We start from the raw sequence: 25,766 nt of genomic DNA, 5'->3' as shown, positions 1-25,766 counted from the left end.
CGCACTCCTGCGAGGATCGTCCCGAGGCGGCCACCACTCCCGGGGCCGACCGACGAGAGGACAGTCCCATGACGAACCCCCCGCACACCCCGGACGCCCCGGGCACCGCGTCCGCGCCCCGGCTCACCGTCGCCGTGCTCGGCCCCGGCGGTGTGGGCGGCCTGCTCGCGGCCCTGCTCTCCCGGGCCGGCCACCGCGTGCTGTGCCTCGCGGGCGAGCGGACGGCCGACACCCTGCGCACCACGGGCATCCAGGTCCGCAGCGCCCTCTACGGCGACTTCACCGCCCGCGTGGCCGCCGACACCGCCCTGCGCGAACCGGTCGACGCCTGCCTGATCACCGTCAAGGCGACCGCCCTCGACGACGCCCTCACCCGGATCCCGCCCGCGGCCCTCGACGACGCCCTCCTCGTACCGTTCCTGAACGGCGTGGAGCACCCGGCGCCGCTGCGCGCCCGCTACGCCCCCGACCGGGTGGCCCCCTCCGTCATCCGTGTCGAGTCCACCCGCACCGCCCCCGGACTGATCGAACACACCAGCCCGTTCGCGGAGATCGACCTCACCGGCGCCAAGGTGCCCCGGAACCGCCTGGAAGCCCTGGCCGAAGCCCTCACCGCGGCGGGCCCGGTCACCCGCGTCCTGGACGACGAGAGCGCGGCCCTGTGGGCGAAGATGTCGTTCCTCGCGCCGTTCGCCCTGCTCACCACCCGCTACGGCCTCCCGCTCGGCGAGGCCCGCACCCGGCACCGCGACGAACTCGCCTCGCTCGTCGCCGAGACGGCCGCGGTCAGCCGCGCCTGCGGCTCCCCGGTGGACCCGGCCCGGGCCCTGGCCCGGTACGACGCGTTCCCGCCCGCCGCCAAGTCCTCGATGCAACGGGACGCGGAGGCCGGCCGGGCCCTCGAACTCGACGCGATCGGCGGCGCGTTGCTGCGGGCGGCGGACCGCCACGGGGTGCCCGTGCCGGTGACGGCCCGGATCGTGCGCGAACTGCGCGAGGCGGGCCACTGACCGCGCCGCCCGGTACGGCGGCGAGGCCGGGCGCTCAGCCGCCGTGCCGTCCGGCGCCGCGGGCGGCGGCGACGAACGCGGCCATCTTCTCGCGGCTCTTGACGCCCGGGGCGGTCTCCACGCCGCTGGAGACGTCCACGCCGTAGGGACCGACGGCCTCGACGACACGGGCCACGTTGTGCTCGTCGAGGCCGCCGGCGACGACGACCCTGCCGGGCACGTCCGCGACCCAGTCGGGGATGCCGGCGAAGACACCGCTGCCCGCGCTGGCGTCGTAGAAGAAGTACTCCAGGTCCTCGGGGCGCTCGGGCGGGGAGGCGGAGGCGAGGGCGAGGTTCGGCACGTCGGCGCTCTCGTAGATCTGGACGGTGTCGACGTGCCCGGCGACCTCGGCCGTCTCGGCGTACGTCAGGGCCACGGCGAAGACCGGGATCCGGCCGCGGGCGTACCCGGCGAGCGCCACGGCCCGCTCGGGCGGGCAGTACCGCCCGCTCTTCGGGGTCACGACGATCCCGACCGCGTCGTACCCCAGCTCGACGGCCCAGTCGATCTGCCGCTCCTGGGTCAGTCCGCACACCTTCACGAACACCGGCCGCCGTCCGCTCATCCTGTCCCCTTGTCCCGTTCCGCCCACACCGCGGGAACCCGCTCGTGCCGGCCCCCAGCCTCTCACTCGAACACATGAACCCCGTGAACCAACTCGCCACCTAAAATCGAACAGGCGTACCATTGTCGGCGTGGCAGCGACCTATGACTTCCCGAGTGACCTCCTCGCCGGTCAGGAGGAGCTGCATCAGGTCCGGGCCGAACTGTCGGCCCTCCTGAAGCGGCTTCCCTGGTCGGTCGTGCCGCTGGAGGGATTCAGCGACGGCGGCGGCTGGCGCAAGGTGGAGCGCCCCGCCTCGCCGGGCTGGACCGAGGACGAACAGGCCGAGGTGGAGAAACTGCGCCGCCGCGAACACGAACTCGCGGTCTTCGTCAGCGGCCACCGCTTCTGGGCCGAGGTCACGACACCGGACCGCGTACACGCCCGCAGCCGCCTCAAGCACACACGCGAGGAGACGTGAGAAACACAGAGGACCCCGGCCGATCCGGCCGGGGTCCTCTGACGTGTGTGGGCGCGGACGGTTTCGAACCGCCGACATCCTGCTTGTAAGAGCGGCTCTCGACGCCTCGGTCATGACCGAGCCACCTGGGCGAATGTAACGAGAGTGCAGTTCACGCACCGTTCTGGACCGACCCAAGCACCCGAGCCTGGCAGCCTCGCTACCGCCCTGCGCACTCTGGCTACAGATCCGATCGGCTCGTCGCAGCGTGCGCAGATCATGAGGCCCGCACCTCCGCCCGATACAGCCGGTCCGCCTACCCGCACTCCCCATGCACCGGGGTGTCCCCCACCCACGTCGGCCGGCACTTACGACAGGCCTGGCAGTGCTGGCCGAGCGCGATCAGCGCGGCCCGCACCGGAGTGGGTACCGGGGTCTCCGCGCCGGTCACCATGCCGCCTTCAAGGCGCGAAGGGCGGTTGCGGTGCCGCATAAGGCCGCGTCGTCCACGCCCTGCTCGCAGGACCCAGCATGGGCCCGCAGCGCGGCGGCCGCGGCCTGACGGAAGCAGGCACGGCAGGCGCGCGGGAAGGTGGAGAAGCGGCCGCCCGGCCGCCGGTGCCGGCGCTCGCCGAGGTTGACCGCGGTCTCCGCCGTGAGGTGAGTCGGGGCTTTCTGCGGACACCAGACGCAGTCGGCGCCACGCGCCTGGGCCTCAGTGAGCCCGTCCAAGGCCGGGAGTTCCAGGAGCGCAAGCGTGTCGAGGGTGCTGCTCGCAGGTTCGCTCGGCATGGGTCTCGCCTCCACGGTCACGGTGATCCGTCCGACACACGTGACCGTAGGCAGGTCTCACCAGCCTCACCCGAACTGTCAGCTCGGGTGACCCATTGGCTCGTTCAAACGAGGCCGATGCGCTCTGCGAGCTGTTCGGCCTGGCGGGCGTGCATGGCCCGAGCACGCCGGATGACGGTGAGGCTTAGCTGGCGAGCGAGCGATGTCCGCGCCAGGTCCTCGGGGGCGATAGCCTCCAGACCCAACAGGGCGAGGAGGACGGCAGCGTCGTCACGGCGCTGACTGTGGCAGGCGGCGACCTCCAGCCCGAACGTGAACTCCCTCTCCAGCGAAGGCAGTGGACTGGTGTCGATGGCGTCCGCGGTGTGCAGCGCCTCGCCAGTCTCTCCGGCCTCCATGTCGATGCTCAGAGCGTGCAGCGCAACGTTGGCGGGCCCAAACACCGTCCGCGCAACGTTCGTGCCATCGGGCACCTGACGGGCAGACGGCGCCGCTTTCTCCCGTAGCCGCTCCCGCGCGTGCCACCATCGGCGGCGTCCGAACCGGTGCGGGCCGCCCGGGCGGCGTGCTCGGCGTCCGCGACCAGAACAGGCAGGACCTCCGCAGCCTGGGTAAACCGGTCTCCGGCGGTCTGCCAGATCTGCCACGCCGCCTCCACCCGGTCCCTCAGCACGGCCGAGGCGACCGGCTCGGTGCTGCGCGCGGGCCCGTACCCGAGGAGCGCCCGGCCCACCGCGGCCTCAGCAGTGTCCGACGCTTCCTCCTCGATCGGCGCGCGCTCGGACAGCAGGGCCGCGGCCGGAACGCCCAGCTCCTGCGCGAGCGCGTACAGGATCGGCAGGGAGGGGACCTTGATGCCACGTTCGATCTGGGACAGATAGTCGGGGGCAATACCGACGAGGCCGGTCACGGCGTCCTGCCGGCGGCCGCCGCGGTAGTGCCTGATTCGGTCCCCGATAGGAAGGTCTGCTGCAACCATGCGTTACTCCTTGTTCCCGACTCTGAGCGTAGGGTTTCAAGCGGTCGGGGACGCGGGGTTCGTCGAGTGAGGAGCCGTTGGTGCTGGAGTTGGTGCTTTGGGACATCGACCACACCCTGATGGCTACGCGTGGGGTGGGACGCGAGCTGTGGAGCGAGGCATTCGAGCAGGTGACAGGCGTACCGCTACGTGAGCAGGCGCCAGTAACAGGAGCGACCGAGCGGATCATCCTGCGCGAGACCGCGCGCCTGCACGACATTCCCTACAACGAGGGCCTGTTTGACCGGTTCGCTGACGCACTTGGCACGGTCCACGTCCGGCGCGCTGTGGAACTGCGCGAGCGCGGGCACGCGCTGCCGGGGGCCGCGGCGATCCTCGCGGCCCTTGATGGGCGCGGCGTACGCCAGACGGTGGTGACCGGCAACGTGCGCCAAGCCGCCGAGGTGAAGCTCGCGACCTTCGGCCTCGACTCCTACATTCGCCTGGACGAGGGCGCTTACGGGGAAGATGCCGAGGACCGGGCGGAGTTGTTGTGTGTCGCCCTGGAGCGTGCTGTCGTCACGGCGCCAGAGGCGGTGTTCCTCGGGGACACCCCAGCAGATGTCGCGGGTGGGCATGCTGCTGGCGTCCGAGTGATCGCGGTCGCCACGGGCAAGACCTCAGCAGACGAGTTGAAGGACGAGGGCGCCGAGAGCGTCCTCGATGGGCTCGGCGACACGGCACAGGTCCTCGCCGCCATCCAGGCATGACGAAAGGGCCCCCTCCCGCCCGTAGGCGGAAGGAGGCCACGATCATCGGGAGTCGCGAGCGGCGATCAGCTCGGGCGCCATGGGCACGAGCGGCATTCCTGGGGCGCGCAACCGGTCGTCCTGCTGGCTGATGTGGTCGAGCGCCAGGCCGAGCAGTCTGTCCGTCCGATCCGCCCGCGACCGCGAAGCCTGCTCAGCCTCGTCCAGCGTCCGGATCCGCTGGTCCAGGCCGTCGACGACGTGCCGGACAAACCCCCGAGCGCACAGGCCAGCGACCAGAGCAGCGGCGGCCCCATCGCGGCGGACACCCCGACGAGATCCCGCCCGGGCCGGGCCACCGAGAAGACGATGGCGAGCAGCCCAGCGGCGGTCCACATGGCACCCCCGGGCACCAGCCACCGTGGTTGACGGAGTCGGGGTTCCCCACCAAGAAGCTCGCCGAGGACTGGGGAGCCGAACAGGAGGCGGCGATCCGGGTGGGGGCCTGGATTGACCCGGTGAAGCTGGGCACTCCGTTCGGCAAGTGGGTGGAGATCTGGAAGAAGGGGAACCGCAGGCGGCCGCGGACCCAGTCGAGCCGGGCGTACCTCCTCCCTCCTCCGCTCGGGTGGCTGTCGGCGTGATGGTGCCGCTCGTGTGCCGGTGGGAGGTCAGGCACCGGCTGCCGGGAACAGGCGCTGGACGGCGGCGACGACGGCGGTTCGGCGTGCCGCGAGGAACGCCGCATGGTTGGCCTCGTCTGCGGGCAGCAGGTCCGGCTGGCCGGCCCAGGCCATGGCGATCTGGTTGACGAGGACGAGGACGTCCACGGGGTCCCAGGCGGGGTCGAGCTGCCCGGCTTCCTGGGCGTGGCGCAGTTTCTCGATCTTGCCTGCTACGGACTGGCGGACGGCGTCGTCGGGGGTGGTGTGGCCGGTGCCGAGTTCCAGTTGTCCCCAGCGCATGAGGCGGTAGTGCTCGGGGTGCTGGAGGAAGTAGTCGTGGATGCGGCCGGCGTAGGCGGGCAGGTCGGCGGGGTCCAGGCGGCCGGCTTCCGCGACGGCGGCGAGTTCCTGGGCGGAGATGTGCCGGTAGAGGTCTTCCTTGCTGTCGAAGTAGGCGTAGACGCGTTCCTTGCTGGTCTTGGCGGCCTTGGCGATGCGGTCGACGCGTGCTCCGGCGATCCCGTGCATGGCGAACTCGGCCTTGGCGGCGGCGATGACACGGTCGCGTGCCGAGTCTGCGCGGGGTGCTGGGGTCATGCTTCCACGGTACCCGACCGAACCGTTTGGTTTGAGTGCGCGGCATGGCAGGCGTAGAGTTCAAACCGAACTGTTTGGTTTGAACTGAGGAGAGCACGATGCAGCAGCGGACACTGGGCAGCCAGGGCCTCACCGTCTCGGCGATCGGCTACGGCTCCATGGGCCTGACCATGGCCTACGGCCCCGGCGACGAGGCGGCTGGCATCGCCGCCCTGCGCCGCGCCCACGAGCTGGGCGTCACCTTCTTCGACACCGCCGAGCTCTACGGCATGGGCACCGGCGCCAATGAGATCCTGGTCGGCAAGGCCCTCGCGGACGTCCGCGACGAGGTGGTGATCGCCACCAAGTTCGGCTTCACCTTCGGCGCCAACGGCCTGGGCCTGGACAGCACCCCCGCCAACATCCGCAAGGTCGCCGACAACAGCCTGCGCTACCTGGGCGTCGACCAGATCGACGTCTTCTACCAGCACCGGGTCGACCCGAACGTGCCCATCGAGGACGTCGCCGGCACCGTCAGGGAACTCATCGACGCCGGCAAGGTCAAGTACTTCGGCCTGAGCGAGGCCGGACCGCAGACCATCCGCCGCGCCCACGCCGTCCAGCCGGTCTCCGTCCTCCAGACCGAGTACTCCCTCTTCGAGCGCGACGTCGAACAGCTCTTCCCCGTCCTGGACGAACTCGGCATCGGCTTCGTCGCCTACTCCCCCCTGGGCCGCGGCTTCATCACCGGCACCGCCAAGCCCGCCGGCCAGTACGACGCCACCGACATGCGCAACAACGACCCCCGCTGGCAGCCCGGCAACTACGAGAAGAACCTCGACGCCGTCAACCGCCTCACCACCCTCGCCGCCGGCAAGGGCATCACCGTCTCCCAGCTCGCCCTGGCCTGGCTGCTCGCCCAGGGCGAGCACATCGTCCCCATCCCCGGCACCCGCAGCGCCGACCGAATGCAGGAGAACGCCCACGCCGCCGACGTCACCCTCACCGAGACCGACCTCGCCGCCATCCACGAGATCCTGCCCACCGGCGGCTTCGGCGCCCGCTACGCCGAAGGCCACCTCCCCACCTGGAACTGAACCCGTACCAGCGCTCGGCACCACGCCTGCCAACGCTCACGTGATCCTCGGGGCGCCGACCTGACTCAACGGTCGGCCCTCGGGCTGCATGAGATGCACTGACCGGAGTCGTGGCTCGTTCGACGTTGGTTGTCGGCCCCTCCGCGGACGTAAATCTGGACGCGCCGCCTGAACAGGGGTCTGGCTCCGCACGGACGGGAGACCTGCTCGCCATCAAATCGGCATGCCGAACGTGGCTGCTCGGTGCGATCATGCTGTCTGCCAATAGAGCGGGGAGGGCGTATGGCCGGCCTGACAGTGACGGTGTGTCTGCCGTCCGGGGTCGCGGACGACATTGAGGGGGCGCTCGCCGTCGCTCTCGCGCCGTTCGACCTGAACGGTGACAACCCCCCGGGCCGCGGCATGTGGGATTCACGCCGCATCCTCGGTGGCAGCAACGGTGGGGGGTTCGCGGTCGCCCGCGGATGCGAGGACGATCCCAGGCTCGTCCACGACGAGGCCCGATACGACGGCACCCCTGCTCCCAGCGCTCCAGGAGTCTGTGCCGGTGGACCGCGCGCCCTGCTCGACTTCTCACGGCCGCAAGCCGCTTCCGAACGAGCGACAGCCGCGTCCTGGGACCTGTGGCAACGTCTGTCCGGCGAACACCCGCCAGCCCTGCCGCTCAAGGTCTTCGTGGAGCGTTGGCGAAATGATCCACACGCGTTCCCGGGCGGCCCCTGGGACGACGGGATGGTGGCCGCCTACCGAGCCCAGCCGCTGATCAAGGCATACCTCGATCACCCCTGGAGTCTCGGATTGGGCTTTCCGGGCTCCCCGTTCCATACGGAGCATCCCGTCATCGGATTTTCCGGCAGCCGTGCTGACTACATCCGTGAGTTCTCCTGGAAGCTTCCGCCGGACACTGACGTACTCACCGTGGACGGCTGGTGGCGAGAGAGCGTCGGAAGTGCCGTTCACGCGTTCTGCGACCCGGAATCGTGTCCTCACGTTCCCCCAGGGACGGTTGTATGGCCGGGCAGCGAGGTCTACCTGTCGCAGCTGCCCGGCGCCACGATTGTGGTACGTGTGCACTGCCACTGCTGATGCCTCCACAAAAGACCACGTGGACGACGGCGAGGAGGAGGCGTGGGCGCAGCCTGAAGAGGCGCAGATGCTCTACCAGCGGCTCGGTGGCGTCCAGGGGCTCATGGTCCTCACGGACTGCTACCCGGGGCCGCGGCGGGGCGAACTGGCGGGCGGGCACCGGGACACCTTCCTCTTGAAGCGGATCGACAAGGTGGACGGGAGGGCTGGGAGCCGATCCCGCCGGGGTTCACGATGCGCGCGGCCCGGCATACCGCGGACACGTGGACGAAGGAGGACCGCGTGGACCGTGCGCTGCGGTTCGCGTCGATGGGGTGGGTGCCGAAGGACATCGAGGGCACCTACGAGCACATCACGCCGGAGATGCGGCGGCATCGCCTGGACGCGCTGACGGCTCGGTGGCGCCGTGGACGGCGGGTGACGCTGCGGAGCGTGGCGTGACGGCTCTCGGGAGTTGATCTCCCGAACATCCCCTAAATGATCTACAGAGGCCCGCCGCGGATCATATGGCGGGCCTCTGACGTGTGTGGGCGCGGACGGTTTCGAACCGCCGACATCCTGCTTGTAAGGCAGGCGCTCTACCACTGAGCTACGCACCCGAGACGATTCGACAGCCTACATCGTCCCGGGCTCCGTCCCGCAATTCCGTTTCCCGGACCGGGCGGTCGCGGCGATTCCTACGGACTGAGCGGCATTCCGGCCCCGTACCGGGCCCGGTGCTCAGCACCGCACCCCCGAGTGGTCCTGGGCCCGCTGGTCCCCCGCGTTCGCTGCGCGGCCGGGCGGCACGGATCGTGGCCGTGGTCCGGGCGGACGGGAGCGGGGTCCCTCACGCTCCCGTCGGGCGGGGCTCCGCCCCGGTCAGCATCGCGGCGTCCTGCCCGGACACCCGCAGTCGCGTCCGTGGGCTCACGCCGGTGGGCGCGGGGGCCACGAACGGTGCCCTGAGTTCACGCACGGCTCCCGCCCCCTACGACCGCCCGGACCGGAGATTCTTCCGCCGCGTTCGACGACTCGCGCCCCGGAAGGCAACGCGTTCGACAGCCGGACGGTTGCCGCCGCCCGTCGCGGACCGATCGCTCCGACAGCGAACTGACCGGCCCGTGTGTTCGTCTTTCCCGGGTGGGAGAATGTCAGGACCGCCAGCACACTGGGCGCACCGCGGCACGGGAGAGGGACAAGTGACGGCGACATCGGCGACTTCGGCGGCATCCGAGCAGTCGTACTCGCCCCCCGAGCGGGACCGGCGCACTCCGTTGCGGGACGTGCTGGCGCTCGTGAGCCTGCCGCTGCTCGCCGTGCTCGTGGTGCCGGGGGCGTTCGCCGGGGGCGGGACGCGGCGGTGGTTCGGGGGGCGGGCGGACGCGCAGCGGGCCGAGGCGCAGGCGGCCAAGGACGCCGCGGCCAACGCGTTCTACGAACTGGACACCGCGCAGCGGGATCTGCGGATCTCCATAGAGACGATCTCCGCCGTCGACGACACTCCCGCCGCCCGTCGGGCGGTCTCCGACTTCGAGGCGCTGGGCCGGCGGATCGACGAGGTCAGCAACCGGTACATCCAGGCCATCGACGCCTACGACCTGGACCGGGACGACCTGGAGGCCGCGGTCGCGACGCGGGCCCGCGGGGAGATCTCCGGGGCCAAGGACGAGCTGGTGCGGGTGAAGGGCGAGCTGGACCGGTTCGCGGACTCGCTGGGGCCGCTGCTCGGCAAGGCGGAGACGCGGCTGGCGCGGCTGGCACCGGCCGTGGAGCGGGCCCGGCAGGCGCTGCTGGCGGCCAGCAACGCGCTGGACGCGGTGCGGGCGACCCCGATCGGGGCCGATGAGCTGGCGGCCCGCCTGGCGGCGCTGGCGCCGGAGCTGACGAAACTCAACCAGGGCGCGGGGCAGCACGGTGTGCAGGCCACCCTGGAGCGGGCCGGGCGGGTGCAGCGGGAGGCCGAGGCGGTCCGGGTCGAGGCGGAGCGGCTGCCGGAGAAGGCCGCCGAGATCGATCACCGGCTGGTGAGTCTGCGGACGCGTGCGCAGGCTCTGACGACGCGGGCCGGTCAGGTGGATCCGGTGCTGAGCGAGCTGCGGCGGCGGTTCTCGGCGGCCTGCTGGCAGGATCTGCAGCAGGTGCCGCGGCAGGCCGAGGAGAACGTGCGGCAGGCCGAGCTGAAGCTGAAGGAGGCGCAGGGCGCGCGGGACGCGCAGCGGTGGGCGGACGCCACGTCGCTGCTGTCGACGGTGCGGGCGCTGCTGAACGGCACGGACGAGGCGGTGTCGGCGGCCGGTGACCGGCTGGCCCGGCTGAACGCCGTGCAGAAGGATCCGCAGGCGGAGATCGAGCGGACCCGGTTCGCGATCCGGGACGCGCAGCGGCTGGCGATGTCCGGGCGCACCAGTCCCGATCCGCGGCACGCGCGGCCGCTGGACGACGCGGTGGCGCGGCTGGAGCGGGCGGTGGGGTCGCTGGAGGGCCGCCATCCGGACTACTGGCATTTCCTGACGGAGACCGAGGCGGTGCGGCGGAACGTGGCGCGGGTGGTCGGGCAGATCCGGGAGGAGCGGGGCACCGGTCACGCGTGAGCGCCCGCCCCGGGGTGCCGTCGGGTCCGTGAGCCGTTGCCGACCTGTCCGTGCGGGCGGATATTGGGTAGGACGCGCACTCTAGATCAGATTCAGGAGGCGGAGATGGCCTCACACATGGCGCACCGGCAGACGCGGCCTCAGATCCTCTTCGACGAGGCCCTGCCGGTCGATCACCGGCTGAACCGGGTCTACCGGGTCGGGGCGGGCCTGATGGGTCTGTTCCTGCTGGCCTTCGGGATCCTCGGGCTGACCGACAACATCGGGTTCTTCGACACCGGCGAGAACATGGCGATCGGCCTGAACACCAACGGCGCGCTGAGCGTGCTGTCGATCTGTGTCGGGCTGCTGCTGTTCGCGGGGATGGTGATCGGCGGGAACTTCGCGTCGACGCTGAACATGGTGCTGGGGGTGCTGTTCATCCTGAACGGCTTCCTGTTCCTGGCCCTGCTGGACACGGACTCGAACTTCCTGGCCTTCAGGATCCAGAACGTGCTGTTCAGTTTCGTCGTGGGGCTCGTGCTGATGGTGTTCGGGATGTACGGCCGGGTCAGCACGAACCTGCCGCACGACAATCCCTACTGGCGGGCCCGCCACCCCGAGGCGGAGCAGCGGGCCCTCACCGCGGGTGATCAGGTGCGGTAGGCGTAGAAGTACGCGTTCGGGTACGAGGCGATGAGGCTCGCCACGGACCTGCGCAGGGTGTTGTTCGAGTGGTACGTGACGTACGGGACGCCGTTGCTCTTGTACGTCACGATCATCGTGTGGTCCTTCTCCCCGTCACGGTTGAAGTCCATCTGGATGACGTCGCCGACCTCCGCCTGGTAGACGTTGGCGAGCGGCTTGGTCCGCTTGGAGTTCTGGGCGAACCAGGACCACTCGTTGACGCCGACGAAGGAGTCGGACTGGATGTCGGCGGTGCCGAACCACTTCGTGTAGTCGTACACGTAGCCGGGGACGTGCTTCCAGCCGCCGGCCTTCAGGGACTGGCTGACGAAGTTGGTGCAGTCGCCGCCGGCGCCCTGGCCGTTGAAGTCCGGGTAGTCCTTGTTGTAGACGTTCCAGTACTTCTCGGCGTAGGTCGCCATGGCCTTGTAGTCGTACGTGCCGCCGGTGAGCGTCTTGGGCACGGCCACCGGGTTGCGGGTGGTGGCGGCGCGCGGGGCGTCCGGCGTGGTGTTGCCGTCGTCGCCGGTGGCGGGTGCCTTGACGGACGGCTTGGACAGGGTGTTGACGGCGAGGCCGCCCTCGTCCGTGTCCTTGATGGTGGTGAGCTGCCAGGTGCCCTGCCGGTCCGCCTTGAAGGTCAGCTCGTGGTGGGACTGGAAGCCGGTGGTCTTCGGCGCGTTGCCGGTGGCCTTGGCGTACGTCAGCGTCGTGGTCTCGGTGACGTCGGCCTTGGCGGTGCGGCCGGTGACCCGGGTGGCGTCGAGCGTGACCCGGGTGTTGCCGGCGCTGTACGTCTCGCCGAGCTGGGCGAGCTTGTTCTGGCGGCCGCGCAGCTGGGTCAGCGCGGAGTGCTCGTCGCGCGACCGGGTGCTGGACAGGCGGACGTCGCCGGAGAAGCGGGAGGTGCTCTGCTTCGTGGTGGCCCCGTGCACGAGGGCCTGGGTGCGGTCGGTGAAGACCGCGTCGGCCAGCTTCTGGAAGGTCGCCTTGGTCGCGGTGTCCACGGTCGGGTCGTCGACTACGGCCGCGCCCGCACTCCAGTTGGGCACGAGGGCGACGCCGGCGACGACCGAGGCAGCCGCCGCCGTGACTATGGCCGCACGGCTGCGCTTACGGCTCAGTTTTCTTGATTTCAATGGTGTTTCCCCTCTACGCCGGTACACCTACCGGGCGACGGCATCTTCGCACGGCGTGTGTGGCTGGGGTGAAGGGGGTTACGGAACCGGAATCAACCGTCGGCGAGCCTCACTTGACGACGGTGGACCAGTCGGCGGGGGCCTGTGCCGGGTCGAGGGAGCGGAGCCGGGCGAGGGTCTCCGGGTCCTGGGCGTCCATCCAGTCGGCGAGTTCCTTGAAGGAGACGCACTTGACGCCCTTCTGGGTGCAGATCTTCGGGATGATCCGGTCGATGGCCTTCATGTAGATGCCGCCGTTCCAGTCCTCGAAGTGGTTGCCGATGAACAGCGGGGCCCGGCTGCCGTAGTAGACGCGGTTGAAGCCGTTCATGTAGGAGTCGACGGTCTGCTGTTCCCAGGTGGCGTACTGGGAGGAGTCGCCGTCGACCTCGCCGTTGGACTGGTTGTAGAGGAAGTTGAAGTCCATCGACAGGGCCTGGATGTTGGTGCCGTAGGGCAGCAGTTCCAGGGGGAAGTTCCACAGGCCGTCCTTCTTGGAGGGCCATATCTGGTAGTCGCCGGGGGAGCTGGCGTCGTACTTCCAGTGGTAGCCGTACTTCTGCAGGGCCTTGAGGAGGTTGGGCTGGCCTTCGAGGCAGGGGGCGCGGCCGCCGACGACTTCCTGTTTGAAGTCGAAGGGCAGGGGCGGTATGTCCTTGAAGCCGGTGTTGGTCTTCCAGTTCTCGACGAAGGCGTAGAACTGGTCGATCTCGCTCTTCCACTGCGCGACGCTCCAGTCGCCGCCGCCCTTCTTCTCGCAGAAGTGGCCGTTGAAGTGGGTGCCGATCTCGTTGCCCTGGTCGTAGGCCTGGCGCAGCTGTTCCAGGGTGGTGCGGATGTGGGGGTCGGTGGCGTAGTCGATGGCGGCGTCGCCCGGGGAGTGCATGGGGCCGGTGTAGAGCGACTTCTTGCTCTTGGGCAGCAGGTAGATGCCGGTGAGGAAGAAGGTCATGTGGGCGTTGTACTCCTTGGCCATCTCCCGGTAGTGCGAGAAGAGATGGTCGTCACCCTCCAGGGCGCCGTCCCAGGAGAAGACCACGAACTGGGGAGGCTTCTGGCCCGGCTTGAGTTTCTCGGGCTTCAACTGGTCTTTCTGCGGCCCGGTGTACGAGGTCGATCCGTCTCCGAGGACCTTGGTCCTGCCGTCCCATTTCGGGCTCGCGGACGGGGCGGGCGAGGCCTTGCCGGTGCCGGCGGCGGTGGGTGCCGTGTCGTCCTGCCTGGAGAGCACGAGGTAGCCCGCGACGAGGGAGGCGACGACGAGGAAGGCGGCCAGGGTCAGGAATTCCGGGCGGGCCAGACGGCGGTCACGGGTGGGCGCCTTGCGGCGGTGGCCGCCGGCTGTCGACTTCGTGCGGGGCTTCATACAGGGCTCATTCTGCGGGTGGGGTGGGGAGCTGTCGGCTTCGGTGGTCAGTCGAGGCCCATGGCCTGGGCCCAGACCGCGTACGGGACGCTGTCGTCGTCACTGCCCGCGAGTCCCTCCAGCGGAAGCGGTTCGAGGGACTTGTTGAGGTCGATGCGGTAGACGACGACGGACGTGGTCACGGACGAGGCCGTGCCGGTGTACCAGGAGGCGGTGTCCTTTCCTGAGGCGGTGGTGGCGCCCGCCTTGCCGGCGGCCTCGGAGCTGCCGGGATGGGCGAGACGGAACGATTCGCTGAGTGCCTGTTCGACGTTCCGGGCGACGTCGGCACGGATCGCGCGGGACGGCCTCGGGGTGTCGAGGGCGACCCGGCGGCCGTTGCGGGTGATCTTGGCGACCGAGTACGGCTCCGTGTGGCTGCCGCCGGACGCGAAGGTCGCGTAGCCGCTCGCCATGCGGATCGCGCTGGGCGTGGAGCTGCCCATGGACAGTGCGGGCACCTGTGCGCCGATGCTGTCGGAGAGCAGGCCGGAGGCCACCGCGGTGGCCCGCACCCGGTCGAGGCCGGTGTCCATGCCCAGTTGCATGAACGGGGTGTTCACGGACCGGGCGAGGGCCTGGCCCAGGCCGATCTGCCCGTAGGACGTCCCGTTGTCGTTGGTGGCGAAGACCTTCTTGCCGCTGCGGTCCCAGTACGGCCCGTCGGGCGTGGTCACCGGCACCTTGTCGTCGCCGTCGTAGAGCGTCTCGGGGGTGATCGGCGTGGTGGCCGAGCCGCGTTCCTTGTGCACGCCGTTCTGGAGGCCGGCGGCGTAGACGAAGGGGAGGAAGGCGGTGCCGGCGGGGACGGTGGTCGCGTTGGAGTCGTTGTAGCCCTGCTTGCGGTGGTCGGGGCCGCCGTACACCGCGAGGATCCGTCCGTCGGTGGTGACCGAGGCGGCGCCGTAGTGGGCGGCCTCGGCGAGCTTCGGGTCGTTCTTCCGGGCCTGGGCGCGGGCCTTGGTGACCGCCTTGGTGAGGGTGTCCTCCTTCTTGCGGTCGAAGGTCGTGTAGATCTGGTATCCGCCGAGGTCGAACTGCTTGTCCGAGATGTGGGCGGTCTTCTTGGCGTACTGCTGGGCCAGTTCGACCAGGTAGTCGCTCTGACTGCCGGTGTCGTAGGCCTTGTTGGTCTCGATGGGTTCGGGGAAGGTCTTGTACTTCGCGCGTTCGGCCGGCGACAGCTTCCCGATCTTGACCATCCGGTCCAGGATCCAGGACCAGCGCTCCACCGCCCGCTGGTGGTTGGCCTTGCTGAGGGTGGGGTCGTAGAGACCGGCGCCCTTGAGCAGGGAGGCGAGCATGGCGGCCTGACTGGCGTTCAGCTGGCTGACGTCCTTGCCGTAGTAGGCCTGGGCGGCGCGCTGGATGCCGTACGTCCCGCGGCCGAACCAGCTGGTGTTGAGGTAGCCCTCCAGGATCTGGTCCTTGCTCATCCTGTTGTCGAGCTTGAGGGAGATCATCGCCTCGGTGAATTTCCGGCTCACCGTCTGGTTCTGGGTCAGATAGACGTTTTTCACGTATTGCTGGGTGATGGTCGATCCACCCTCGGTGTCCCCTTGGCCGACCGTGCGGTACAGGGCGCGGGTGATGCCTTTGACGGAAATGCCGGGGTCGGAGTAGAAACTCTCGTTCTCCGCCGCGAGGACGGCCCAGCGCACGTCCACGGGTATGTCCTTGAGCGGCATGTCCTGCCGCTGCACCCAGCCGGTCCTGGCCATCGGCGTGCCGTCGGACCAGAAGTACACGTTGTCCTGCTGGGTGGCGTACGAGTTGAGGTTGGACGGTATGTCCGTGGCCGCGTAGGCGACGACGAGGAACAGCCCGGTCAGGCCGATGCCGCCGAGGACGCCGCCGAGCCACTGCCGCCAGGACGGCATCCAGCGCCGCCAGCCGGTGCGGCCGGGGCGCGGATACCGGGGCCGCAGCTTTCGCGCGTACGGGGCCAGCGGGGCGAGTCGGGGCCCGACGAAGGCCCGGACCGCCGCCACCGCCGCCAGCGCCCGCTCACGGGGCGTGGGGCGGGCGCTGCGCCGCCGCTCGGCACGGCCGCCCGCGGCGCTCGCCTCCGACTCCGGCTCGTCCTGCCGCTGTTCGGGCACGCGGATCTGCATCGTGACGTCCGCCCGCAGGTCGGACACCTTCAGATGCAGGGTCTCCTCGTGCCGCGGCGGATCCGGCTTCTCGCTCCGCGCGCCCCCGTCCCGCGCCTCGGCCCCGGAGTCGGCGGCCCGCTTGGCGTGCAGCTCGTCCCACAGGGCCTGCGCCTTGCGTCGCGCGGCGTCCTGGGCACGCTGAGCGTCGTCGCCCTTCTGCCGCGGAGCATGCTCCGCCCGCAGGGCGTCGACCTTCAGATGCAGGGTCGCGTCCGGCTCGAACGGCTTTCGTCCCCGGGATCCGGCCTGGTCACGGCCGTCTTCCGGGTCGCCCGTCCGCCCCGTTGCGTCCGTCACGACTGCGTCTCCCCTCGCACTCGGTCTTGCGCGCGCGGTTAGACACGACGGGTGGCAGGGCCGCGGTGGGTGCGGCGCTGCGAGCCCCCCTCATCCCCCGGTCTTTCGGCTCCTCGCGGCCAGCTCAAATTATCAGCGATCTTTTCAATATCTCCGCACAAGTATCGGACAGAAAGGAACACTCATGAAATTCTGAGGCGCAGTGATGCCCATCACTCCCTCAGTACTCCGGTTAGCCTGTTCCCATGCCCCGCTACGAGTACCGCTGCCGCTCCTGCGGCGACACCTTCGAACTGTCCCGCCCCATGGCCGAGTCGGCCGCACCGGCAGCATGCCCGCAAGGGCATGAGGACACCGTAAAGCTTCTGTCCACCGTGGCCGTCGGCGGGACCGCCGCGAGCCCCGCCGCCCCCGCCTCGGGAGGCGGTTGCTGCGGCGGCGGCTGCTGCGGCTAGCCCTCGGCGCGGACCGTCCTCAGGAACTCCCGCAGGATCCGTTCCCCGGCCAGTACACCGCGTTCCGGCAGCGCGACGACGGCCGGCCCGGCCCAGCCGGCGTCGGCCAGCTCGCCGTGCCCCGGGCGCCAGCCGCGGTCCGCGGCCAGCAGCAGGTCGGCGTCGAGCAGCGAGTCACCGGCGGCGAGCGTGAGTCCCGCCCCGGTCCGCTGCGCCACCTCCCGCATCGCCGCGCTCTTGGTCAGCGGCTTCGGCACGGCGTAGATCTTCCGTCCCTGCAGCGACACCGTCCAGCCGCGGTGCTCCGCCCACACGGCGAGGTTCTTCACCCACTCCTCGGGCAGCAGCTCCCGCTCCACCACCAGGTAGGCGAACAGGTCCTCCGCGACCCGGAGCTTGCGCAGCCACACCGGGTCGGCGTGCTCGGCGAGGTGGGCGCGCACCTCGTCCAGCGGCGCGCACTCGTCGGCCAGCCGCGCCTGCACCCGCCCGTGCCAGTCCCCGTCGGACACCCCGTCCACCAGCAGGTGCCCGCCGTTGGCGCAGATGGCGTAACGCGGCGCGGGCCCCGGCAGGTTGATCCGCTCGTACTGCTTGCGGGTCCGGGTGGTCGTCGGCACGAAGACCGCCGCGTCGCCGAGTTCGCCCAGCAGCCGCGCGGACGTCTCGGTCAGGTACGACAGCGGCCGGCTCTCGTGCACCTCCACGCACAGCAGCCGGGGCGCCCGCGCGTCCGGCATGGTCAGGGCGAGCGCTCCCGCCGAGTAGATGAGCGTACGGTCGAGGTCGCTCGCCACCAGCACCGTCATCAGAGGTTCACCGCCCGGCCGTCGGCGCCGGTCGCCCCGCGCGTGTACCGGGGGTGGATCAGCCCGACGCAGGTGTACGGCAGTTCGCCGACCTCCTCGACCGGCACGCCGCGCTGTTCGGCCAGCAGCCGCACGTGGTCCAGGTCGGCGCCCGCCCCGGCCCGCGCGAGGATCTTCCACGGCACCCGGCGCAGCAGCACCCGCGTGGTCTCGCCGACACCCGGCTTGACGAGGTTCACGTCGTGGATGCCGTACTCCTCGCTGATCCGCTCGACGGCCGCCCAGCCCTCCCAGGTCGGCGTCCGGTCGGCGACGGCCAGCTCCTTGACGGCCGTGTCCACGGCGTCCACGACCTCGCCGAAGCGGGCGGCGACCGCGTCCAGGAAGGCGACCGACACGTCGGCCGCGGCCAGCTCGCGGTAGAACTTCGCGCCGTGGAAGTCGTCGGGACCCACCAGGTCGGCCCGGAGCACGGTCCGTGAGATCAGTCCGGAGACGGTCGAGTTGAGGCAGGCGGAGGGGATCAGGAAGTCCTCCCGGGTGCCGTACGTGCGCACGCACGATCCGGGGTCGGCGAGCACCGCGATCTCCGGGTCGAACCCGGAGACCCCTTCCCGCTGCTCGAACTCCGCGACCGCGTCGGCCAGTTCCCGGGTGATGGCGCCCTTGCCGGTCCAGCCGTCCACGAACACGACGTCCCGCGGGTCGTGGTGGGCCGCCAGCCAGCGCAGCGCGTTGGCGTCGATGCCGCGGCCGCGGACGATCGACACGGCGTAGTGGGGCAGTTCGGCGCCGTACCGGAACCGCGCCCAGCGGCGCATCAGCACGCCCACCGGGGTCCCGGCGCGGGCCAGCGAGACCAGGACCGGCCGGGCGGACCGCTCGGCGAGCACGGTCTCCGTCACGACCCCGACCGCCTGCGCGATCCGCGCGGCCGAGGTCTCCAGGGCCGCGTGGAAGAGCGCCTGGTACCGCTCGCTGGGCTGGTACTCCACCGGCAGCGACTCCGCGTAGTGCGCGCCGCCGCTCTGGATCGCCTCCTCGCGCTCCTCGGTCGGCGCCTCCAGCGTGGCCTCCGAGAGGTCCTGGAGCAGCCAGCCGACGTCCTCCGGCGGGTACGAGGAGAAGGCGGGGCCGCGGAGGGGCTCGGGCAGCATGGCGGGGCTCTCTTCGGTGGGCGCGGGGACGTACGACGGTACAACCGCGAGCAGGACATGCGGGACATACGCGCCGAGCCGGGCCAACAGGCCGTCCGGTGCGTGCAGTTCGGGAGTGTCGCCGGCCGAGTCGACGAAGACGACCACGGCGTCGAAGCCGGCGCCGGCCACGTTGTACGCGTAGCGCTCGCCGGGGCCGTCGGCGGGGTCGTCGTGCGCCGGGAAGACGAGGCGGCTGCGGATGGCGTACCCGGGGTCGTCGACGGCCAGCACGGGTGAGCGGGTGGTGGTGGAGTACCGGACCTCGGCGGCGACGAGGGGCTCCAGCTCGCGCGCGACCCGCAGGGGGGCGTACATCAGTTCCTCGAAGCCGAGCGCGAGGACGCGGCGGGCGCCCAGGGGCAGCGCCTCGGCGAGGCGGGCGGCCATGGCCGGCAGGGCCGCTTCGAGGCGTATGCGGTGCGCGGGGGTGAAGCCGTGGCGTCCGCCGTCGGGGAGGCCGTGCGGCCAGTGCAGGTCGACGGTGGTGACGTGCGGGGCGGCGCGGTGGCCGGTGGCCCGCGCCGCCGGGCGAAGCGACTGGCCGTCGGCGTCGACGGCGGCGCCGGTCGGGGGCGCGGGGAACCGCGCGACCGGCCCCGCCGCACCCGCATCCGGCACACCGGCCGCCGCGCCGCTCTCCTCGTACCGCGCGACCAGTTCCTGCCCCTTCTCCAGCACCCCCGCCGGCAGGCGGACGGTGCCGGAGGCGCCGGCCACCAGGTCGACCTCGGCGCCGATCTCACCGGCGAGGTCGTCGAGCCGTCCGGCGTCGGCCGGTGAGCGCATATCGACCAGAGCCACCACGACGTAACGTTTCCGCGGATAGCGGGCGTGCAGGTCCCTGATCGTGTTCAGGATCGTGTTGCCGGTGGAGAACTCGTCGTCGACCAGGACCAGCGGGCCGTCGCCGGAGAGCAGGGCGGGGTCCTCCGGGAGCAGCAGGTGGGAGGTGGCGTGGGAGTGGGACTCCTCGAAGCCGCCCGCCGGTGTCATCCCCGGTACCGGGCGCCGCGTGGAGTGCAGGTACGGGGCGAGGCCGATGCCGTCGGCCACCGAGTGCCCGAGGCCGGTGGCCGTCTCCGCGTAGCCGACGACGACCGCGCGGCCGGCCTCCGCCTCGCCGAGGAGGTCGCGGACCCGCCGGCCCAGGCCGAACCCGTGTCCGTACACCACCGCCGGCGACTGCGGCACGTGCTTGCCGAGCACGTTGGAGACCAGCAGGTGGGCTCGTTTCGGGTTGCGGCGCAGGGCGAGCCCGAGGAGGGCCCGCAGACCGTCGTCGCCCTCCAGTTCGACGCCGAGCCGCTCGGCGACCCAGCTGCCCGACCAGTCCCCGTTGTTCACTGCGATGTTCATGCGCTTCCCGTGTCGTCCCCTAGGGCCCGTCAGCCGGGGATTCCGGCGGCGAGCAGCTCCACGAAGCCGACGTCCTCGTTGGCCACGCCGAACACCTCGGCCCGCAGCATGGTCCGCTCGGCCCAGGCGCGGTGCGGCTTCACCTCGTTCATCTTGTTCGTGTACGCCGAGCGAAGTACACCCCCACCGCCCCGTTCCGGCCGCAGGATGTCCTGGGCGTCGCAGAACTCCTCGTGACTGACGACCGACAGCGCGTGCACGGGGATGACGTGCGAGGGGTGGATGCAGGTCTTGCCGAGCAGCCCGTTGGCCTGGTCCAGGGAGATCTCCCGCAGCAGGCCGTCCATGGCGTGCTCGATGAGCCGGTCCCGCAGCTCCACGGCCTGCTCGGCCAGGAACGGGCTGGTCCGCAGCATCGGCTTGAACATGCGCTCGGGCACCCGGAAGTACTCCCAGACCGGTCCGGTCACCGTGAAGCCGGTGCCGTCGGCCCGTCCCAGCATGTTCACCACGTCGGCGATGACCGAGGCGATGATCTGCACGTCGTAGGCGGTCATGTCGGGCGCCCGGCGCAGCCCGTAGGAGGAGCAGAAGTCGGTCACGCCCAGGCGCAGGGCCAGCACCTTGTCGCGGTACTTGTCGACGGCGCGGGCGATGCCCTCCAGGGCGTCCACGCGCGTCTCGCGGTACATCAGCTCGGGCGTCTCCAGGACGGGCATCCCGAACAGGCGGTGGCCGCTGAGCGCCTCCGCGCCGTCCAGGGCCTGGAGGAAGGGGATGCCGCGCTCCTCGGTGAACTTCGGGAACACGAAGCCCGACAGCAGCGGGACGCTGTCGCCGAGCCGCCGTACGAGATCGGGGATCTGCTCGGGTTCGCGGACCCGGATGAAGAGCAGCGGCAGCTCCACGCCCTGCCGGACCCGGGCGGCCAGGTCGGCGAACTGGCGGACGAGGTTCTCCTCGCCGGCCGCCACGTCCTCGTCGCCGATGGAGTCCTCCAGGCACAGCACCATCGAGACCACGCCGAGTCCGGCCTGCTTGACGACGTCGTCGGCGAGCCGCTCCCGGGTGGCCGGGCTGTACAGCGTGGCGCCCAGGGCCGCGGAGAGCAGCCTGGCCGGGGAGCCGGCGGTGAACTCGCACGGCTCCTGGTGGAAGAGGCGTCGGCGCACCTCAGGTGCGATGTGGCCGAAATGACGCATGAAACTCCCCCGTGGCGTGGGCCTGGCCTGTGGATTGGGTAAAGGGTGGCCGGTAATAGTACGTACAAAGCCATGTCGAGGGTTCCCGCCGGGCATGAATTCCAGGTAACCCGCCTGTGTCGGGTGCGAGGCCCCCCGCGTTGTCGTGACCAGGACCGAGAAGGCAGGATGACCGCATGACGCACGCGATGCTGAAGGGGTCGAACGTCCCGCTGGAGGCCACCACGGTCCGGGCGGTGCTGCGCTGGACGCCCGGGCAGGGGGTTCCGGACGTGGACGCCTCGGCGCTGCTCCTCGGCCCCGACGGACGGGTGCGGTCCGACGAGGACTTCGTCTTCTACAACCAGCCCCGGCACCCGTCCGGGAAGGTGTGGCGGCTCGGCAAGAAACGGGTGCCCGAAGGTCTCACCGACACGATCCAGACAGATCTCCCCGGTGTCGAGCCCAATGTCGGCCGAATCCTCCTGGTCGCCTCGGCGGACGGCATCCCCTTCGAACACGTACCCGCCCTGCGCATCCTGCTGTACGACGCCTCGGCTCCCGACGCCGAGGCGCTGGCCCACTTCGACATCAGGCCGGAGACGGGCGCCGAGACGGCGCTGATCTGCGGCGAGCTGTACCGCAGGGGCGACGGCTGGAAGTTCCGCGCGCTCGGCGAGGGCTACAGCAACGGTCTCAAGGGCCTGGCGACCGACTTCGGCATCTCGGTGGACGAGTCGGAGACGCTGGACGAGCCCCAGGCCGCCCGGCCGCTGCCGCCCGAGCAGCCGGCCTCCGTTCCGACGCAGCCCGCCTACGGCTATCCGCAGCCCGCCGCACCGGCACCGCAGCCGTCCTACGGCTACCCCCAGCGGCCCCCGACGGGCTACGGCTACCCCCAGCCGGTCCCGGTGGCGACGGTGCCGAACACGGACTTCCGGCTGCCTCCGCAGGGCCCGCAGTTCATCGGGCGGTGACCGGCCCCGGCCCGCGCGCGCGGGCCTACTTCTCGACCTTCGACTTGTACCCGCGGCCCCACTGCAGTCCCCACCCGTAGAGCCGGTCCAGCTCGCCCTGGAAGCCGTAGACGAACTTGACCTCGCGCCGCACGACGAGTTCGCCCTTGACATTCTCGATCATCACCACGGCGCAGGACCGGGCCTGCGGGTGCCGTTCGTCCAGGCCGATCTCGATCCGCGGGCCGTTGCTCGGGTAGAGCGTGACGATCGCGTGGGTGCGGTCGAACGCGGGCGTCTGGTCGTAGATGTACACGAAGACCAGCAGCCGCTTGATGTCGTCGCGGTGGTCGAGGTTGACGTACATCGTCTCGCCGGACGCGGACCCGAACCGGTCGTCGCCGCTGAGCTTGATGTACGGCGGCGCGTTGACGTCCCCGAGCAGGCCGCCGAGCGGCTGTACGACCCCTTTGGTGCCGTCGCTCAGCTCGTAGAGCGCGCCGAGGTCGAGGTCGACGTTGACCATGCTCTGGCCGTGGCCGAGCACCTCCGGCGGCCTGAGCGCCTTGAAGGGGTGGCGGAACAGGCTGGTCCTCTGCTCGCCGTCGAAGTCGGACGTCCGCATCCGCCAGGCGAGGTTGACGCGCAGGTTGCCGGTGGCCGCCCCCTGCTTGGTGAGGGACACCTGCTGGTGCCGCTTGGTCAGCTCGATCGAGTTGGACGCGGCGCTGCCCGAGTCGAACTCGGCCGCCCGGCCGCCCAGCAGCCCGTCGAAGAAACCCATTCCCGCCCCCAGAGACTTCCGCCGACGCCACGGGGCGGCCGACCGTGCCGGCCGCCCCGAACAGAGCGTTCCTCGTGACGAAGGGTGTCACACCCTTCGTTTCCGGCCCGGTGGGCCGGTTCAGACGGCGGACGAGACCTCGGTCTTGTCGTCCGTCCCCGTATGTCCCTCGGCGGCCGCCAGCCGCTGGTTGCGCCGCACCGAGGACCAGAACGACCAGGCGATCAGGACGACGCCGACGAGACCGGTGATGACCTCGTTGATCTGGTACTGGATGGTGACCATGAGGATGACCGCCAGCGCGCCGATCGCGTAGTGGGCGCCGTGCTCCAGGTAGACGTAGTCGTCGAGGGTGCCCTGGCGGACCAGGTAGACCGTGAGCGACCTGACGTACATCGCGCCGATGCCGAGGCCGAGGGCCATGAGCACGATGTCGTTGGTGATGGCGAAGGCGCCGATCACGCCGTCGAAGGAGAAGGACGCGTCCAGGACCTCCAGGTAGAGGAACATGAAGAACGCGGCCTGGCCGGCCAGCAGCACGGCCGACTTCTTCCTGCCGCTGCGCTCGGCCTCCTCCTCCGCCTCGTGCTCGCGCTCCTCCTCGGCCTCGAGCCGGTCCTCGAAGAAGCCGGAGAGACCGCCGACGATCATGTAGGTGATCAGGCCGGCGATGCCGGCGATCAGGACCGTCTGCGCCTTGTCCGCGTGGCCGCCGCCGTGCTGGTGGGCGTGGGTGGCGAAGGTGAAGGAGGTGATCAGCAGGACGATCAGGGCGATGCAGACCGACAGCATGTCGACCTTGCCGAGCTTGGCCAGCGGGCGCTCGATCCAGCGCAGCCACTGGATGTCCCGGTCCTCGAAGATGAAGTCGAGGAAGATCATCAGCAGGAACATGCCACCGAAGGCGGCGATCGCCGGGTGGGCGTCGGTGACCAGTTCCTGGTAGCGGTCCTTGTTGTTGAGGGCGAGGTCGACGGCCTCGACGGGGCCCATCTTCGCGGTGACCGCGACGATCACGACCGGGAAGACGAGCCGCATGCCGAAGACCGCGATGAGCACGCCGACCGTGAGGAAGATCTTCTGCCAGAAGGCGTTCATCTTCTTCAGGATCCCGGCGTTGACCACCGCGTTGTCGAACGACAGGGAGATCTCCAGGACGGCGAGGATGGCCACCAGGCCGAAGGCCTCCCATCCCCCGTAGAGGACCGCGGCGACCAGGCCGAGCGCGGTGATCGCGAACGACCAGCCGAAGGTTTTCAGAAGCACTGGCTACCCAATCGTCGTCTGTGGGGGTACCGCCCAGACGGAGTCTGGGGGAGGGTGTGCCCCGCGCCGTACCCGGCTTTACTCACTGTTGACCACGGAGTCTAGAGGGCATGGGTGTCCTACGGCTCGCGTGGGCCCTGAATCCGGCTGTGACGGGGCCTACGAGACGTTCACGCCGAAGTCGAGCGCGATGCCCCGCAGCCCGGACGCGTAGCCCTGGCCGACTGCCCGGAACTTCCATTCGCCCTGGTACCGGTAGAGCTCGCCGAAGATCATGGCGGTCTCGGTGGAGGCGTCCTCGCTGAGGTCGTAGCGGGCCAGTTCCTGGCCGTCGGCCTGGTTGACGACTCTGATGAACGCGTTGGAGACCTGGCCGAAGGTCTGGCCGCGCTCGTCGGCCATGTGGATGGAGACCGGGAAGATGATCTTGTCGCACTCGGCCGGCACCTTCGGCAGGTCGACCAGAATCGATTCGTCGTCCCCCTCGCCCTCGCCGGTGAGGTTGTCGCCGGTGTGCTCGACGGAGCCGTCGGGGCTCTTGAGCTGGTTGTAGAAGACGAACCACTCGTCGCCCATCACCCGGCCGTCCCTGCACAGCAGCGCGCTGGCGTCCAGGTCGAAGGGGGCGCCGGTGGTGGAGCGGGCGTCCCAGCCGAGTCCGATCATGACGTTGGTGAGGTTCGGTGCGGCCTTGGAGAGGGAGACATTGCCTCCCTTGGCGAGCGTGACGCCCATGGTGTTGGTCCTCCCCTTGTGGTGCTTCTCCGGTTGTCCTGCGCGTCCGGCGCCGACCGTAAACGGTGCGGCGCCGGACAGAGCGGACGTGCGAGTGCCTGGGCCCCGCGGCTCGGCTCAGACGTTGACGCCGAAGTCCTGGGCGATGCCGCGCAGGCCGGAGGCGTAGCCCTGGCCGATGGCACGGAACTTCCACTCCGCGCCGTTGCGGTACAGCTCGCCGAAGACCATCGCGGTCTCCGTCGAGGCGTCCTCGGACAGGTCGTAACGGGCGATCTCGGCGCCGCCGGCCTGGTTCACCACGCGGATGAACGCGTTGCGGACCTGGCCGAAGGACTGCTGGCGGTTGTCGGCGTCGTAGATCGACACCGGGAAGACGATCTTGTCGACGTCGGCGGGGACCGTGGCCAGGTTGACCTTGATCACCTCGTCGTCGCCCTCGCCCTCACCGGTGAGGTTGTCGCCGGTGTGCTCGACCGAGCCGTCGGGGCTCTTGAGGTTGTTGAAGAAGACGAAGTTCTGGTCGCTGCCGACCTTGCCCTCGGCGTTCAGCAGCAGAGCGCTGGCGTCGAGGTCGAAGTCCGTGCCGGTGGTGGTCCGGACGTCCCATCCCAGACCGACGAGGACCGCGGTCAGGCCCGGCGCCTCCTTCGTCAGCGATACGTTGCCGCCCTTGCTGAGGCTGACTCCCACGAGTCCTCCCTTGTGGTGTCCAGGGGCGGGGAGCCCCCGTCGTGCTTCGGATACCGGATCAACGTTTTGATCCTAGTG

General features: G+C 70.3%; 26 protein-coding genes and 1 tRNA gene. 11 read left to right on the top strand and 16 right to left on the bottom strand.

Annotated features, from left to right (window positions below; translation table 11 throughout):
* Nucleotides 1-68 precede the first annotated feature (68 nt).
* Nucleotides 69-1,010, top strand: a complete 942-nt coding sequence (locus ACIRQ9_RS06370) for a ketopantoate reductase family protein (RefSeq protein WP_404167736.1) — start codon at nucleotides 69-71, stop codon at nucleotides 1,008-1,010.
* Between the two features lie 34 nt (nucleotides 1,011-1,044).
* Here ACIRQ9_RS06370 and ACIRQ9_RS06365 read toward each other — a convergent pair whose 3' ends face one another.
* Nucleotides 1,045-1,617: a hypothetical protein gene (locus tag ACIRQ9_RS06365; RefSeq protein ID WP_404167734.1), complete on the bottom strand. Its 573-nt coding sequence runs from the start codon at nucleotides 1,615-1,617 to the stop codon at nucleotides 1,045-1,047.
* Between the two features lie 130 nt (nucleotides 1,618-1,747).
* Here ACIRQ9_RS06365 and ACIRQ9_RS06360 point away from each other — a divergent pair, with 130 nt between their 5' ends.
* The gene (locus ACIRQ9_RS06360) at nucleotides 1,748-2,077 is read left to right on the top strand and encodes a hypothetical protein (RefSeq protein ID WP_404167732.1); all 330 of its coding nucleotides are present in this window, start codon (nucleotides 1,748-1,750) and stop codon (nucleotides 2,075-2,077) included.
* 426 nt (nucleotides 2,078-2,503) lie between these two features.
* Here the strand turns inward: ACIRQ9_RS06360 and ACIRQ9_RS06355 are convergent, their stop codons facing one another.
* The 3 genes from ACIRQ9_RS06355 to ACIRQ9_RS06345 all read right to left on the bottom strand — a co-directional run bounded on the left by ACIRQ9_RS06355 (nucleotide 2,504) and on the right by ACIRQ9_RS06345 (nucleotide 3,827).
* The gene (locus ACIRQ9_RS06355) at nucleotides 2,504-2,848 is read right to left on the bottom strand and encodes a hypothetical protein (RefSeq protein ID WP_404167730.1); all 345 of its coding nucleotides are present in this window, start codon (nucleotides 2,846-2,848) and stop codon (nucleotides 2,504-2,506) included.
* A 104-nt stretch (nucleotides 2,849-2,952) separates the two neighbouring features.
* Nucleotides 2,953-3,246: a hypothetical protein gene (locus ACIRQ9_RS06350; protein WP_404167728.1), complete on the bottom strand. Its 294-nt coding sequence runs from the start codon at nucleotides 3,244-3,246 to the stop codon at nucleotides 2,953-2,955.
* 8 nt (nucleotides 3,247-3,254) lie between these two features.
* Nucleotides 3,255-3,827, bottom strand: a complete 573-nt coding sequence (locus ACIRQ9_RS06345) for a helix-turn-helix domain-containing protein (protein WP_404167726.1) — start codon at nucleotides 3,825-3,827, stop codon at nucleotides 3,255-3,257.
* Between the two features lie 80 nt (nucleotides 3,828-3,907).
* On the opposite strand from ACIRQ9_RS06345, the gene ACIRQ9_RS06340 reads away from it, so the two are divergent.
* Nucleotides 3,908-4,576 carry an HAD family hydrolase gene (locus tag ACIRQ9_RS06340; protein ID WP_404167724.1) on the top strand — a complete coding sequence of 223 codons (669 nt, stop codon included), beginning with the start codon at nucleotides 3,908-3,910 and terminating at the stop codon, nucleotides 4,574-4,576.
* A gap of 404 nt (nucleotides 4,577-4,980) precedes the next feature.
* Complete coding sequence (locus ACIRQ9_RS06335; RefSeq protein WP_404167722.1) at nucleotides 4,981-5,199, top strand: hypothetical protein; 219 nt, start codon at nucleotides 4,981-4,983, stop codon at nucleotides 5,197-5,199.
* A gap of 27 nt (nucleotides 5,200-5,226) precedes the next feature.
* Here ACIRQ9_RS06335 and ACIRQ9_RS06330 read toward each other — a convergent pair whose 3' ends face one another.
* Nucleotides 5,227-5,817 (bottom strand): TetR family transcriptional regulator, encoded by a 591-nt coding sequence (locus tag ACIRQ9_RS06330; RefSeq protein WP_404167720.1) that lies wholly within the window; start codon nucleotides 5,815-5,817, stop codon nucleotides 5,227-5,229.
* Nucleotides 5,818-5,915: 98 nt separating this feature from the next.
* On the opposite strand from ACIRQ9_RS06330, the gene ACIRQ9_RS06325 reads away from it, so the two are divergent.
* From ACIRQ9_RS06325 to ACIRQ9_RS06315, 3 genes are all read left to right on the top strand, one after another.
* Nucleotides 5,916-6,893: an aldo/keto reductase gene (locus ACIRQ9_RS06325; protein ID WP_404167718.1), complete on the top strand. Its 978-nt coding sequence runs from the start codon at nucleotides 5,916-5,918 to the stop codon at nucleotides 6,891-6,893.
* A 282-nt stretch (nucleotides 6,894-7,175) separates the two neighbouring features.
* Nucleotides 7,176-7,979, top strand: coding sequence for a hypothetical protein (locus tag ACIRQ9_RS06320; RefSeq protein ID WP_404167716.1), 804 nt, complete (start codon nucleotides 7,176-7,178; stop codon nucleotides 7,977-7,979).
* Between the two features lie 282 nt (nucleotides 7,980-8,261).
* Entirely contained in the window at nucleotides 8,262-8,420 is a 159-nt protein-coding gene (locus tag ACIRQ9_RS06315) for a hypothetical protein (protein ID WP_404167714.1), read from the top strand.
* A gap of 86 nt (nucleotides 8,421-8,506) precedes the next feature.
* Here ACIRQ9_RS06315 and ACIRQ9_RS06310 read toward each other — a convergent pair.
* Nucleotides 8,507-8,578 (bottom strand) — tRNA-Val (locus tag ACIRQ9_RS06310).
* A 657-nt stretch (nucleotides 8,579-9,235) separates the two neighbouring features.
* Here ACIRQ9_RS06310 and ACIRQ9_RS06305 point away from each other — a divergent pair.
* Nucleotides 9,236-10,552, top strand: coding sequence for a hypothetical protein (locus tag ACIRQ9_RS06305; RefSeq protein WP_404168202.1), 1,317 nt, complete (start codon nucleotides 9,236-9,238; stop codon nucleotides 10,550-10,552).
* Between the two features lie 105 nt (nucleotides 10,553-10,657).
* Entirely contained in the window at nucleotides 10,658-11,197 is a 540-nt protein-coding gene (locus tag ACIRQ9_RS06300) for a DUF4383 domain-containing protein (protein ID WP_404167712.1), read from the top strand.
* Here ACIRQ9_RS06300 and ACIRQ9_RS06295 read toward each other — a convergent pair.
* The 3 genes from ACIRQ9_RS06295 to ACIRQ9_RS06285 form a co-directional block, all read right to left on the bottom strand.
* Nucleotides 11,185-12,357 carry an amidase domain-containing protein gene (locus ACIRQ9_RS06295; RefSeq protein WP_404167710.1) on the bottom strand — a complete coding sequence of 391 codons (1,173 nt, stop codon included), beginning with the start codon at nucleotides 12,355-12,357 and terminating at the stop codon, nucleotides 11,185-11,187. The genes ACIRQ9_RS06300 and ACIRQ9_RS06295 overlap by 13 nt on opposite strands.
* A 109-nt stretch (nucleotides 12,358-12,466) precedes the next feature.
* Nucleotides 12,467-13,762, bottom strand: coding sequence for a hypothetical protein (locus ACIRQ9_RS06290; protein ID WP_404167708.1), 1,296 nt, complete (start codon nucleotides 13,760-13,762; stop codon nucleotides 12,467-12,469).
* A gap of 47 nt (nucleotides 13,763-13,809) precedes the next feature.
* A complete protein-coding gene (locus ACIRQ9_RS06285) occupies nucleotides 13,810-15,915 on the bottom strand; it encodes a transglycosylase domain-containing protein (protein ID WP_404168200.1) in 2,106 nt (701 codons plus the stop codon).
* Nucleotides 15,916-16,499: 584 nt separating this feature from the next.
* On the opposite strand from ACIRQ9_RS06285, the gene ACIRQ9_RS06280 reads away from it, so the two are divergent.
* Entirely contained in the window at nucleotides 16,500-16,709 is a 210-nt protein-coding gene (locus ACIRQ9_RS06280) for a zinc ribbon domain-containing protein (RefSeq protein ID WP_404167706.1), read from the top strand.
* On the opposite strand, the gene ACIRQ9_RS06275 is transcribed toward ACIRQ9_RS06280, so the two are convergent.
* From ACIRQ9_RS06275 to ACIRQ9_RS06265, 3 genes are read right to left on the bottom strand one after another with little or no spacing between them, the layout of a single operon-like run.
* A complete protein-coding gene (locus ACIRQ9_RS06275; RefSeq protein WP_404167704.1) occupies nucleotides 16,706-17,518 on the bottom strand; it encodes an HAD family hydrolase in 813 nt (270 codons plus the stop codon). The two genes, ACIRQ9_RS06280 and ACIRQ9_RS06275, sit on opposite strands and share 4 nt — an antisense overlap.
* The gene (locus ACIRQ9_RS06270) at nucleotides 17,518-20,073 is read right to left on the bottom strand and encodes a phosphoribosyltransferase (RefSeq protein WP_404167702.1); all 2,556 of its coding nucleotides are present in this window, start codon (nucleotides 20,071-20,073) and stop codon (nucleotides 17,518-17,520) included. Before ACIRQ9_RS06270 ends, ACIRQ9_RS06275 begins: the two co-directional genes overlap by 1 nt.
* A 29-nt stretch (nucleotides 20,074-20,102) precedes the next feature.
* On the bottom strand, nucleotides 20,103-21,275 hold the full coding sequence (locus ACIRQ9_RS06265) for an HpcH/HpaI aldolase/citrate lyase family protein (protein WP_404167700.1): 1,173 nt from the start codon (nucleotides 21,273-21,275) through the stop codon (nucleotides 20,103-20,105).
* Between the two features lie 176 nt (nucleotides 21,276-21,451).
* On the opposite strand from ACIRQ9_RS06265, the gene ACIRQ9_RS06260 reads away from it, so the two are divergent.
* Nucleotides 21,452-22,231 (top strand): TerD family protein, encoded by a 780-nt coding sequence (locus tag ACIRQ9_RS06260; RefSeq protein ID WP_404167698.1) that lies wholly within the window; start codon nucleotides 21,452-21,454, stop codon nucleotides 22,229-22,231.
* Nucleotides 22,232-22,256: 25 nt separating this feature from the next.
* Here ACIRQ9_RS06260 and ACIRQ9_RS06255 read toward each other — a convergent pair whose 3' ends face one another.
* The 4 genes from ACIRQ9_RS06255 to ACIRQ9_RS06240 form a co-directional block, all read right to left on the bottom strand.
* Entirely contained in the window at nucleotides 22,257-22,994 is a 738-nt protein-coding gene (locus ACIRQ9_RS06255; RefSeq protein ID WP_404167696.1) for a Tellurium resistance, read from the bottom strand.
* A 120-nt stretch (nucleotides 22,995-23,114) separates the two neighbouring features.
* Complete coding sequence (locus ACIRQ9_RS06250; protein ID WP_404167694.1) at nucleotides 23,115-24,260, bottom strand: DUF475 domain-containing protein; 1,146 nt, start codon at nucleotides 24,258-24,260, stop codon at nucleotides 23,115-23,117.
* Nucleotides 24,261-24,419: 159 nt separating this feature from the next.
* A complete protein-coding gene (locus ACIRQ9_RS06245; RefSeq protein ID WP_351325431.1) occupies nucleotides 24,420-24,995 on the bottom strand; it encodes a TerD family protein in 576 nt (191 codons plus the stop codon).
* A gap of 117 nt (nucleotides 24,996-25,112) precedes the next feature.
* Nucleotides 25,113-25,688, bottom strand: a complete 576-nt coding sequence (locus tag ACIRQ9_RS06240) for a TerD family protein (protein ID WP_351325429.1) — start codon at nucleotides 25,686-25,688, stop codon at nucleotides 25,113-25,115.
* Nucleotides 25,689-25,766 lie beyond the last annotated feature (78 nt).

Origin of the sequence: Streptomyces sp. NPDC101237, assembly GCF_044767465.1 — a bacterium.
GTDB lineage: Bacteria > Actinomycetota > Actinomycetes > Streptomycetales > Streptomycetaceae > Streptomyces > Streptomyces gramineus.
This window is presented reverse-complemented; position numbering and strand designations above follow the sequence as displayed.

Coding starts and splice junctions, on each gene's coding strand:
- ACIRQ9_RS06300 (WP_404167712.1), top strand. CDS start 10,658: ATGGCCTCACACATGGCGCACCGGCAGACGCGGCCTCAGATCCTCTTC.
- ACIRQ9_RS06285 (WP_404168200.1), bottom strand. CDS start 15,915: ATGCAGATCCGCGTGCCCGAACAGCGGCAGGACGAGCCGGAGTCGGAG.
- ACIRQ9_RS06265 (WP_404167700.1), bottom strand. CDS start 21,275: ATGCGTCATTTCGGCCACATCGCACCTGAGGTGCGCCGACGCCTCTTC.
- ACIRQ9_RS06245 (WP_351325431.1), bottom strand. CDS start 24,995: ATGGGCGTCACGCTCGCCAAGGGAGGCAATGTCTCCCTCTCCAAGGCC.
- ACIRQ9_RS06330 (WP_404167720.1), bottom strand. CDS start 5,817: ATGACCCCAGCACCCCGCGCAGACTCGGCACGCGACCGTGTCATCGCC.
- ACIRQ9_RS06290 (WP_404167708.1), bottom strand. CDS start 13,762: ATGAAGCCCCGCACGAAGTCGACAGCCGGCGGCCACCGCCGCAAGGCG.
- ACIRQ9_RS06370 (WP_404167736.1), top strand. CDS start 69: ATGACGAACCCCCCGCACACCCCGGACGCCCCGGGCACCGCGTCCGCG.
- ACIRQ9_RS06365 (WP_404167734.1), bottom strand. CDS start 1,617: ATGAGCGGACGGCGGCCGGTGTTCGTGAAGGTGTGCGGACTGACCCAG.
- ACIRQ9_RS06345 (WP_404167726.1), bottom strand. CDS start 3,827: ATGGTTGCAGCAGACCTTCCTATCGGGGACCGAATCAGGCACTACCGC.
- ACIRQ9_RS06260 (WP_404167698.1), top strand. CDS start 21,452: ATGACGCACGCGATGCTGAAGGGGTCGAACGTCCCGCTGGAGGCCACC.
- ACIRQ9_RS06255 (WP_404167696.1), bottom strand. CDS start 22,994: ATGGGTTTCTTCGACGGGCTGCTGGGCGGCCGGGCGGCCGAGTTCGAC.
- ACIRQ9_RS06320 (WP_404167716.1), top strand. CDS start 7,176: ATGGCCGGCCTGACAGTGACGGTGTGTCTGCCGTCCGGGGTCGCGGAC.
- ACIRQ9_RS06355 (WP_404167730.1), bottom strand. CDS start 2,848: ATGCCGAGCGAACCTGCGAGCAGCACCCTCGACACGCTTGCGCTCCTG.
- ACIRQ9_RS06280 (WP_404167706.1), top strand. CDS start 16,500: ATGCCCCGCTACGAGTACCGCTGCCGCTCCTGCGGCGACACCTTCGAA.
- ACIRQ9_RS06275 (WP_404167704.1), bottom strand. CDS start 17,518: ATGACGGTGCTGGTGGCGAGCGACCTCGACCGTACGCTCATCTACTCG.
- ACIRQ9_RS06325 (WP_404167718.1), top strand. CDS start 5,916: ATGCAGCAGCGGACACTGGGCAGCCAGGGCCTCACCGTCTCGGCGATC.
- ACIRQ9_RS06270 (WP_404167702.1), bottom strand. CDS start 20,073: ATGAACATCGCAGTGAACAACGGGGACTGGTCGGGCAGCTGGGTCGCC.
- ACIRQ9_RS06350 (WP_404167728.1), bottom strand. CDS start 3,246: ATGGAGGCCGGAGAGACTGGCGAGGCGCTGCACACCGCGGACGCCATC.